This is a genomic window from Bacteroidota bacterium (assembly GCA_016706865.1).
Classification (GTDB): domain Bacteria; phylum Bacteroidota; class Bacteroidia; order Chitinophagales; family BACL12; genus UBA7236.
This window is the reverse complement of the sequence record JADJIS010000002.1, coordinates 290504-302311: the sequence shown is the minus strand read 5'-3', so window position 1 is coordinate 302311 and position 11808 is coordinate 290504. Positions and strand designations below refer to the sequence as shown.

Sequence of the window (11808 nt, the reverse complement as noted above, 5' to 3'; positions counted from 1 at the left end):
AACTAAATAATCTCAATTATTTTACATGCTGAAGTCGATTCCGTATTTAATTTTAGGATATAACTCCCGGCATGTATTTTTTCAATGTCCAAATATATCAAATTTCCTTCAGGAATTACATTGGAATCGAATATTGTTTGCCCTAACATGTTAATTATTTGAATTTCGACACTGGTTTCCGCCTTTTCCAATGCTATGGTTACTTTTTCCGATGCCGGGTTTGGGTATATGGTATAACCGGCCAAATCTAATCCCTGACGAAATATTTCGATGGTTTGATCAACATTCATTTCACAGCCATTTCCATATTCAATATAATTACTAATGGTATAAGAACTTGGAACGGAATAAAAATGTGTGGCAGGCCAATACTCTTCTGAACTGATTCCATCTCCAAATTCCCAATAACTATTGGTATAATTACCGGAGATCTCATAATCTATGATTTCAACACTGTTCTCTATTTCATTTGTATGAATATCAAAGGAAACAGCGGGAGTATTGAGACTATTTATATAAATAATTTTATTATTAAATCCCATCAAGGAGCCTGTTGCCGTTTCGGTAACCTCCACATTGATCAGCATTTCATCATTCAAAACAAATATTTCTGGTAAAATGGAGGCCATATCAAAAATATACGTTTTTCCAAAAAACACCTCATCATTTAGGCTATTTGTCCATTTAAATGTATAAAGATCAAGTTCGTCGCCTGTCATTATTACCCCTTGTTCGTTGTAAACGATAGGAATTAATTTCAAATTTCCATTATTGGGTAAAAAGCAAGGCAGCGTTCTATTGTGAATTTTTACAGTAAAAGCAGATTGCAAATATTTTGAGCTATCGGGTAGCCATTGTTGCAAATAGTGAAGCACTGATTGATATTCTTCATTATTAATTAAATTGTTCCATTCGTTTGGATCTCCCTCTCTCTTTTTACCAATTTTATAAAGTTCATCCTCGGTATAGGAGTTTGCAAAATCACAATCAGGTCCTTCCTCTGCATTATTTGATCTGTAACGGATATAATGAAATTTATTATTGCGAACAGAATATTGCGGGAAACAGGAAGATTCCTCACCGCTTTCATGTCGAATGGTGCTTAATACCGGTCGTTCAATATTAAGTTCCGGTTGCAATAAAAAGGGAGTGAGAGAATTGCCATCCAAATAATCTCCTCCATCAGGAAAAACAGGTTCACTTATTTCAGCAAACTCACAAATGGTTGGAAAAAGATCGATTAAATTAACTGCACTGTTACAAACCTGCGATAACATATTTCTATTATCTGTAATTATCAATGGAACACGAATGTCTGTTTCCCATAATGCGCGTTTTGCCCAATGCTTTTTTTCGCCTAAGGAATATCCGTGATCGCTGCTTATAATAATTATGGTGTTATAATAAAGTGCGGGATTTTCTTTCAATTTTTCCAATACTCTTCCCACCTGAGCATCTATAAATTGAATGGATGCAATATAGGCCATAATTGCATTTGCGCGTTTTGATTCCGCAAGAATTTCCATTCTTTCCTCGTCGGAAATTCCATACTCTATTATGGGTAAAGGATCAATTGTTTCACAATTACTTAAGAATCCATTGTGTATATAGGGACCGGCAAAATTTTTTCCTAGTTCGCCTAAATGATCATAATCGTCCCAGGCAATTTTAGGTTGGGGAGGCATTACAATTCCGTTATAAGGAAACGCATTAAATGGGAAGTTATATGGCTTATCAAAAGGTTCTTCGTAAATATTGTCCTGATAATATTCAGGGTAATAATTTTCTGTTACATACATTGGTAGGTGGGGAAGATGATATCCGATAGACATAAATAATGGCCTGTTACAAAATAATTCGGGATGTAATACATAATCATCAATTGTTTGCAATACACTATCCGTAGCAATATAATCTTCTAAAGAACTTTCGAAGCTGCTATCCAGTTTCGACCATTTAAATTGAGTTATATCTTCATCCGTAGCTTCCGCTGCTGCATGAACACCTGCACCTTGTTGAGGTGTAATAAATTTATTCCATGATTTTGTTTTGGAACATACATCTGCGGTTTCTGTGTCATATTCGTTGGATGCGGCATCACAATGAAATATTTTACCATATCCCGAGGTAAAATATCCGGCACTGTCTTTTAAATATTGCGGCAAAGTGATGATATAATTTCCGGGAATAAAACTTGCGCGATAATCGCCACAATCTATATCCTGGTTATTTAATAAACCCGTATACGCCGCATCTTTACCGGTAAAAATACTGGCACGTGATGCAGCACAAACCGGTGAGGAGGCAAAGGCATTTAAAAAAACAGTACCGCTATCCGCAATACTTTTTATGTTAGGGGTTTTAACCTGAGGATGCCCGTAATAAGGTTCAATATAATCATTGAGATCATCTATCACGATGTAAATTATATTGGGTTGGGTTATTTCAACCTGTGCCGGTAAATTTACTACTGCACAGAGTAGTAAAATGAATAAAATTGGATTTTTCATGTTGTGTGTGTTTGTGTGTTTTGATATAGAAAAATGTCACATAGAAATCAAATAATAAATAATTTTTATGCCTTTTAAGGATCTGAAGATCAGATAAAATAGAGGGCACAGGAAACCTGGATTCAGGTAAAACTGTATCGCCAAAGAATAAAAAATGAATCAATTTTGAGTAAAATACCATGGGATTGGATAAACTAAAATTACCATCCTCTCACCACCCCACAAGCTGAAATATGCGAATTGACCTGTTTTAAATGTGAAATGACCCTATGAGTTAGCGAAGTGATTTCTGAACATAATTATTATGTCGAATTACGATCATTTTTGCAGGCCAGATGGCAAATAATGAGAGTGAAAATTTACAGATATCAACCTGTAATTGGCTGATATCTGTAAATGTAAAAATCATCTTACAATTTCGAATTTCGAATGAGTGAATACCTCTTCTGACCTTATTTCGAGGATATAAGAACCCGGTGGAATATTTTGAATGTTAAGTTGTATTAATTTATTCTGAGAATTTTTTGTTTCACTAAATACTACCTGACCCAGGGTGTTTAATATTTGAATTTGAGCATCCTGCAGATCATTTTGCAAAGTAATATTTAATTGAGTATTTGCAGGATTTGGATATAATACACATTCAAACTCGGGCAAACCTTCACGCAATAAATTTGCGGTGCGATGATAATTTTTCAAACATCCATTACCATACTGTATATAATTAGTAACCGTATAAATTCCCGGTGCAGAATAATAATGTGTGTCGGGTAAATACTCTTCTGATGTATTTCCATCTCCAAAATTCCAATAGGTATTTGTGTAACTACCGGATAATGAATAAGTGTTGATCGAAGTTGTTAAAGCGGGAACATCATTTATTAAGGTAAACCCACCTACCGGTGTATTTGCATTATTTATATAATATGTTTTTGTATTAAATGCAACAAGATTGCCGGTTGCTGTTTCGGTTACCTCAAGATAAAACAATATTCTATCGCTGCCCGAATATACTGCCGGAGGAACTGTAAGCATATTAAAATTATAATTTTTTCCTGTAAATACAGCCGCGGTTAAATTATTTGTCCATTTAAAAGTATAACCTGCACCTGTGAGTAAAACTCCTTCCGGATCATATAAAGTTGCCTGTAATTTTACCTTGCTGTTATTTTTTAAAAAACATGGTAAGGTACCTGCGTTGGCGATATTTACAATAAATGCTTTTTGGAGATATAATGCACTGTCGGGCAAAAACTGATGCATATAATTAACAACAGGAGCATATGCAGGATCGTTTATCAGATTATTCCATTCGTATGGATCTGTTTCGCGATTTACTCCCATATCATATAATTCTTCTTCACGAATACTGGCCGCTTCATTGCAAGTTAAAAGCGGCGGAACATTATTGGTTTGGTATTTAATATATTTAAATCTGTTGTTGCGAATACTATATTGCGGAAAACAAGAAGCATCATTAACCATTCCAACCGGATTTTTTGATTTAACGGTTGAAAGTGATGGTTTTTCCCACATCAGATCCGGATTATTAACCAGTGGTAAAAAACTATGTCCATCAAGGTATCTTCCACCTGCAGCAAAGGTGGGTTCCGGAAGATCAAGTAGGTCTAAAAGTGTTGGAAAAATATCCAGAGTGCTAACACTTTTGGCACATGTTTGCGCTTCGGGATTGCGCATATCTGTAAATATTAATGGAACTCTTACATCGGGTTCCCACATGGAAAATTTACCCCAATGCCTTTTAGTTCCAAGAGAAAAACCATGATCGGAAGTTAGAATAATTACGCAATTATTATAAATTTCAGGATGTGATTGCAGCGCAGTTAAAAATCTTCCTAATTCATAATCCAAAAAATTAATACCTGCTATATATGCCAAAATTGCATTCGCTCTTTCCGTCTCATTTATTATTTCCATTCTTTCTGCATCACTAATTCCTTCTTCAATTTCCGGAAGAGTAATTAAACTTTCTCCATATTCATCAAAAAGTTCTGCCTCGTTATCTGATGCAAATAATTGACCCATATATCCCAACGAATCATAATCAACCCAACGCGGATCCGGTTGTGGTGGCATAACAAGTCCGTTATACGGAAATGCGTTATATGGTTCATTATACGGCTTATTAAACGGTTCTGCATAAATATCCCCAACATAATCATCATTGAAAAAACTTTCGGGAACATAAAAATTTGCGTGTGGTTTTTTAATACCCAATCCGAGGAAAAAAGGATTACCGCATGTAACATCCGTTCCGAACGCAGCAAAATCATCAATAAATTCAATAGCGGCATCCACACTCACATCGTCTTCCATGTAATCAATTAAAGTATCATCAAGCCTTGCCCATTTTAATGTAAAAATGCCTTCGTTTACATCATTACCAATTGGATTTATAATATCATCTTCTACGTAAACAAAGGCATTATTCCATGAAAGGGATTTTAAACAAGGATTCGGAGTGATGGAATCGTAATCTGAAAAAGCTTCATAACAATGAAATACTTTTCCAATAGTATATGTATAATAATCGCCGATGTCTTTTAAATATCCAGGCAAGGTGTAAACCTCACCATTTCCATCGGCCACCTGGAAGTTTTTTCGAAAATTATAACATGCATAACTTGTATTATCGTACACCTGAGTATATAAAACATCTTTTCCTGTTACGATAGATGTTCTTGATGGCGCACATTTAGGAGAAGAACAATTGGCATTGGTAAATACAGTACCATTTTGGATTAAAGTATTGAGATTGGGTGTATTAGCCTGCGGAAAATATTCATATCCTTCCATCATGGTATTCATATCATCCATGGTAATTAAAATGATGTAAGGTTGTGCGGGAGTTTGCGCAAATGTTAAGAGGTTTATACCTGTTAACAGGACAAAAAAGGTTAGATTTTTCAGCATTTGTGTGTTATTTCATGGCGAATATAACAAGTCCTGTTTACTTTTACAATCTTATCTAAATCACATAAAAAATTAAAAATGAAGATCATAACTTATAATCTTAATGGAATTCGCGCTGCCATGAATCGCGGATGGCTCGACTGGGTTCGCGAACACGCTTTTGATATCATTTGTGTGCAGGAATTAAAGGCAGAGCCTGGTCAGTTGGATGTTACACTTTTTGACCAAATGGGATATCACCATTACTGGCATCCGGCACAAAAAAAAGGATATAGCGGTGTTGCTATTTTTTCTAAAATAAAACCCGATAATGTTGTGATAGGATGTGGAAATAATGATTACGATTGTGAGGGCAGGGTTATTCGTGCCGATTACGGAGATAAAAGTGTGTATTCCATTTATTTTCCTTCGGGAACAACCGGCGATTTACGACAAGGAGTAAAATATAAATTCCTCGATTATATTTCTTCACATTTAAAAGAGGTGCAAAAAGAAAGAAAAAAATTAATTGTTTGCGGCGATTATAATATTGCACATACACCATTGGATATACACGATCCTAAAGGGAATAAAAACAGTTCCGGATTTTTGCCGGAAGAACGCGCGTGGATGGATACCTTTTACGGTTCCGGTTATATCGACAGCCTTCGCTTTTTTAATAAAGATCCACATCAATATACTTGGTGGAGTTACCGTGCAAATGCCCGCGCAAATAATAAAGGATGGAGAATTGATTATATAGCAGTTACCGAAAATTTAAGCAAAGATCTTGTTGGAGCAAAAATATATCCCGATGCAATGCATAGTGATCATTGCCCTCAGGTTTTGGAGATGAAATGGAGTTGAAAATGAAGGAATGAAAGAATGAAGGAATGAAGGAATGACAGTTAAATTTTCAATTTAAGATTTAATTCAAACCTTCTATCGTATTTTTTCCAACATTATACGCATATACAGAAGCGGGTATAAATTGAATTTGAATTCCATTGTGTTCTTTAATTCCGGTTTTATCTATAGTTGTGGCTAAAGCCTGAGATAAATTATTTTCTTTACAAAAGGTAACAAGACTTCTCAATTCGTTAGGAGCTTCAAAAAAACGATTACTCCATTTTATTTCCACTGCCCAATCAGGTTTATTTTTTATGCGATTTATATTTATCAGATCAACCTCACCATTTTTCCATCGTGCATAATAGGGAATAAAGGAAGTGCGTTGCATCCACTGACTAAATATTGCAGTTTCCATAAGCGCACCCATACCATCAGCCTCTGCACCAAGTGGTGCAAATAATGCACTTCTCAAACTGGGATTCGTCAAATAAATTTTAAAGAAATTTTCTCTTTGAAAACGACCGGCCTTTTGATCAACTCTTTTGACAATATGCACTAAAAATGCAGCTTCCAAATAAAATAAATATTGTCGCAATGTGCTTTTTTTCACACCACTGTTTTTACTCAATTCATCCATGCTACATTCTCGGCCGCTGTTCCACGCAATTGTTGTGAACAACGAATTGAGTTCCTGTACATCCTGAATACCATACAGACCCGGAAGATCTCTTAATAATACCTTGTCGATAATATCTGCGCGCATATATCTGCCGGGATTACTCTGAATTTCCTGATTAAAAATAACTTCCGGATAACCACCAAAATTCACATACTCCACAAAACATTTATTTAGTTCCGAGATGTTGGTTGCAGAAGAAAATGATGCTATATTTCCTTTCCAGTTTATGGTATCAGGTTTAATTAATGGAGTTAAATTTTTGAGATGAATATATTCATAAAAAGTAAGTGGAGGCAACATAAAATCTGTAAATCTTCCCGCACCACTTTCATTACTTTTTAATTTTAATGCAGCGGCTGCCGAACCACTTGCAATAAATTTAGTTTTTCTAAATACATCAACAAGGTTTTTTAAATGAACTTCCCAATCTTTTAAATACTGTATCTCATCAAAAAAAATATACCAGCCTTCAGATACCAGATCACCCGATGCTTTTTTAGCCAACGTAAAAAGATATTCCGGCGAAATATTATTATAAATGGGAGTCTCAATGGAAGCATACAAAATTTTTTGGGGCGACACGCCTTCCTCTATCAATTTTTTAATGCTGTGATATATCATCACTGTTTTTCCAACTCTTCGGGGACCCATCAGAACGGTTGCCCTATTCACAGAAGTTGTTTTTACCAAGGGGTAAAATATATTAAAATACAATCTCGGCTCAAACGCCTCATAAAAGTCGTCCAAAGCACCATTCACCCACCACGGGTTATCAGATTGTAGTCTGCTGATGATCTGCTCCTCAGAAAAAGGAAATAATGCCATATATTACTTATTAGCACAAAAATAGTCAAATAAGGTCATTTTAACAACCTTATTTGACTATTTTTGGTCATTTAAGACATTTTCATCAAAATTTATGTCTTATTTGACACAAAGGGGGAAATGAAAAATGAAGGAATGAAAGAATGAAAGAATGAAGGCACGACGACCTCACAGGTTTTGGAAACCTGTGCAGGTCTGAGGGAAGGGAAGAAAAGAATGAAGGAATGAAAGAATAAAAAGGGAACCCGCCGGTGGGCGGACTGGCGCCGATGACGCGGATAGAGCGGATTAAAAAAGGATAAAAAAAAGAAAGGAATGAAGGAATGAAAGAATGAAGTACTTGCTATTTATTTAATTCGTTTTTCTTTGAATGGGCATATACAATTTTCTCGATTCCATTTGATTCTAATGCAGATTGAATATCCTTGAAGTTCCAATATAAAAATTGAGGCAATTTTATATCCGGCCTTTTTTTAAAAACTAAAATTATCGTTTTAAAATCATAAATACCGGTTGATTGTTTGTCGGTATAAAATCCTGTTATTTCATGTTTTCTAAACTTTGTGACATCCTTTGTTAAAACGTCAATAATTTTCAAATCTCCACCTTCAAAGATCAAATTATTTCGTTGTGTAAAAAGAGGTTTTCCAAATTGATATGGCAAATAAAGTAATAAAAACATTCCTGCGAGTAAACCAATAATTTCGTTTGAATATGACGAATCAAAATCCATGTAATCGCTATTTATGAGCAAGACTACAATTACGATCATAAAAAATCCAAAAAGAGAAGCAAACAATCGTAAAATAAGGATCAAATAGTTGTAGTTTGATTTAAAATCCATTTCAATTATTGATCCGTGCTGATCCCAAACTTCTCCAACTTCACCCCAATACTTAAAACAAAAGGAAGCGGATTCATGCGCATATCCTGTTCGAGAGAAATGGTGTATTTGCCTTTTTGATTGAGTAAAAAATTACTTTGAACAAGTACTGAATTATAACAAATACCGTCAACACAAGTACCGATCCACTCGCCATTTGATTCAGATAAAACAACACTTACCTTATTTTCCTGAACAGTACTATCCGGAAAAACTGTGGTCATATTCACCCACAAATTATTATAAGGATATTCATCTGTATGGCGAACATTAATATATAAATTATACGTGGTATTGGTATCCAAAATGGATACTTCAAAATTTTCCTTTTCCCCATAGAACCATCCCTCTTTTTCCAGCGAAATATTTTTATCAAAAACACGCGACTTCTCGCAAGCTGAAAAAAATATTGCGGTAAATAATAAACAATAAATTAGGAAAACATTTTTCAAAACAAATTATTTTTTATCGTCTGGATTATTATCTCTGTTATTAGGATTATTTCTATTGTCCCTGTTCGGATTATTCCTGTTGTTGCGATTAGGGTTGTTTCTGTTATCTCGATTAGGGTTATTTCGATTATCTCTATTCGGGTTTCTGTTTTCGCGATTCGGATTTATTCTGTCCTCAGGTTTTTTATTTCTGTTTGGATTATTATCCTGTTGATTTTGCGGCCTCGGATTTTGTGGTCTTTGATTTGGATTTTTCTGGTTTGGATTTCTTTGATTCGGGTTGCGCTGATTCGGATTTTTATTTTTCTTTCCTGCTTTTTCAATTGTTTTTAAACTCACATGTTCAATAACATTAATATAATCCACTTCCTTTTTTGCCGGTTCAGCTTCTACTTTTAATCCTTCCAAATGATCGGGTTTTTTACCCTCCACATTCATGGCGCGAATTTCTTTTACTTTATCAATGGTTAATGCATATTGTTTACTTGCATCACTATATTCGTAAACCATTAATTTTTTGAAGATATCCGTTTTCACCAAACGCGCATCTCCATTTTCGGTCTTTAAAAAATCTGCATCTTTCGGAAATTCGTGTAATGCATCCATGTAGGTATCCAATTCATAATTCAAACAACATTTTAATCGGCCGCACTGACCGGATAATTTTGATTGATTGATACTGAGGTTCTGATATCGCGCAGCATTTGTTCCAACAGATTTAAAATCAGTAAGCCAGGTTGAACAACACAATTCGCGGCCACAAGACCCTAATCCTCCAATTTTTCCCGCTTCCTGGCGAGCACCTATCTGACGCATCTCTACTTTAACACGAAATTCCTTGGCATATAATTTTATCAATTCCCTGAAATCCACTCTATCGTCGGCGATATAATAAAAAGTAGCTTTTCTTTTATCACCCTGATATTCCACTTCCCCTATTTTCATGTCGAGGTTCAGTTCCCTGGCAAATTTTCTCGCTTTAAGCATGGTGGCACCTTCCATAGCGCGACCTTCCATCATCTTTTGAACATCGGTTTCGGTTGCTTTGCGCAAAATGGGTAAAAACTGACTGTCGGCATTTACCTTGCGTTTTTTCATCTGCAATTTCACCAATTCACCGGAGAGAGAGATCCTGCCCACATCAAAACCACTATCCGTCTCCACACAAACCATGTCGCCGGTCATCACATCTATTTTATTTTTATTGGCGTAAAAGCCTTTGCGTATTCCATTCTTGAAGCTTATTTCGTGCACATTGCACTCCTGCCCTACAGGAACAGGGAGAAAACGCAACCAATCGTAAGTATTTAATTTATTACATCCTCCGGTGGCACAATGCCCGTTACTCTTGCATCCCGTAGGGGTTCCGGTATTGGAACCAACTGAACATCCTGCACAACTCATTTCTTATATATTTTAAATGGACCATTTTTCAAAAAATGGTTCACGGTAATTGTAATTTGGTTGAAACTGTTTTAAAAGGGATATAGAAACGTATGTAATCAATATTTTCGCATTTACGTTTCTTTCTACAAAGTAAATACTTTTATCAAACAGTTCGAGAATTCGGGTAATTTTTTCTACACCCAAGAGTTTGCCTAGACCGGCAGCTGTTTTTAATTCGGCATCAGTAAGCTTGGAAATGCTTGCTGCACCTGCTTCAATAAGCAATATCTCCCTAAAAAAGTGTAGACAATACTGGAAGAAATTTTTCTGATTTTCCCTGCCTTGTTTCACAAATTTATCGTTCCAGGCATATAAACCCTTTACATTTTGGCGATAACAGACCTCCATCCACTCCCGAATCAGGATCCCCTCGCCGTCTTCTTCCATTTCAACAAGTTGTGCAGCCTCATTAAAATCACCATCGCTCAAAGTGGCGATCTTTTTTGCCTGAACCGCTGGAATATGGAATTTTTCCATCAGTGAACTGATAATTTCCTCATCAGTCAGGCGATTGAATTTTACGATCTGTAAACGCGACATGATGGTATTCAACACTCTTTCCTGGTCGTTTGCTACCAGAATAAAAACGGTATTGTCGGGTGGTTCTTCTATTATTTTTAATAATCGGTTTCCTTCTTTTTCGAGAAATTCTGGCAACCAAAGAATTAAAACTTTATATGCTGCCTCAAAATTTTTCATACTCAATCGCCGCAATATATCGGAACATTCCTTTGCTGTAATATTTCCCTGTTTATTTTCTGCCGCAATGGAGGATATCCAATGATTGTAATTGGCATATGGTGTTTTATGCAAAAATTCGCGCCACTCAGAAATATAGTCGGCACTCAATTCTTTTTTTTCCTTATCAATTTTTACAAAAGGAAAGGTATAATGAATATCAGGATGAATAAATTTTTGGGATTTTATACAATTCGGGCATTTTCCGCAGGAATCATCTTCCGATCTGTTTTCGCAATTAATGTATTGCGCATAAGCCAGAGCCATTACAAGATTACCGCAACCTTCAGGGCCTAAAAACAATTGAGCATGACTCACACGGTTTTCCTGAACCGCCTTTATCAGTTGTTGTTTTATTTTGGTATGTCCTGTTACATCTTTAAAAAACACAAATTATTTTTAGGGATAAAGTTAAGATTTAGTGCGGATCTTTTCATGTTATAACTGACAGTAAGTTATTAAGTAATGAATCAATGCAATTAGCTTTGAAACCATTAACATTTCTTAAAA

Annotated in this window: 8 protein-coding genes; 1 reads left to right on the top strand and 7 read right to left on the bottom strand. The window is 35.5% G+C overall.

Features of this window, described 5'->3' with window-relative positions:
* Positions 1–2 precede the first annotated feature (2 nt).
* Complete coding sequence (locus IPI31_04445; GenBank protein ID MBK7567055.1) at positions 3–2510, bottom strand: sulfatase-like hydrolase/transferase; 2508 nt, start codon at positions 2508–2510, stop codon at positions 3–5.
* A 405-nt stretch (positions 2511–2915) separates the two neighbouring features.
* Entirely contained in the window at positions 2916–5444 is a 2529-nt protein-coding gene (locus IPI31_04440) for a sulfatase-like hydrolase/transferase (protein MBK7567054.1), read from the bottom strand.
* Between the two features lie 78 nt (positions 5445–5522).
* Between IPI31_04440 and xth the strand changes: the two genes are divergently transcribed.
* On the top strand, positions 5523–6290 hold the full coding sequence (gene xth / locus IPI31_04435; protein MBK7567053.1) for an exodeoxyribonuclease III: 768 nt from the start codon (positions 5523–5525) through the stop codon (positions 6288–6290).
* A gap of 61 nt (positions 6291–6351) precedes the next feature.
* Here the strand turns inward: xth and IPI31_04430 are convergent, their stop codons facing one another.
* From IPI31_04430 to IPI31_04410, 5 genes are all read right to left on the bottom strand, one after another.
* Positions 6352–7779: an ATP-binding protein gene (locus IPI31_04430; protein MBK7567052.1), complete on the bottom strand. Its 1428-nt coding sequence runs from the start codon at positions 7777–7779 to the stop codon at positions 6352–6354.
* A gap of 343 nt (positions 7780–8122) precedes the next feature.
* Positions 8123–8623, bottom strand: a complete 501-nt coding sequence (locus IPI31_04425; GenBank protein ID MBK7567051.1) for a hypothetical protein — start codon at positions 8621–8623, stop codon at positions 8123–8125.
* A gap of 5 nt (positions 8624–8628) precedes the next feature.
* Complete coding sequence (locus IPI31_04420; GenBank protein MBK7567050.1) at positions 8629–9114, bottom strand: gliding motility lipoprotein GldH; 486 nt, start codon at positions 9112–9114, stop codon at positions 8629–8631.
* Between the two features lie 6 nt (positions 9115–9120).
* On the bottom strand, positions 9121–10518 hold the full coding sequence (locus IPI31_04415; protein ID MBK7567049.1) for a hypothetical protein: 1398 nt from the start codon (positions 10516–10518) through the stop codon (positions 9121–9123).
* A 12-nt stretch (positions 10519–10530) separates the two neighbouring features.
* The gene (locus IPI31_04410) at positions 10531–11688 is read right to left on the bottom strand and encodes a hypothetical protein (protein ID MBK7567048.1); all 1158 of its coding nucleotides are present in this window, start codon (positions 11686–11688) and stop codon (positions 10531–10533) included.
* Positions 11689–11808 lie beyond the last annotated feature (120 nt).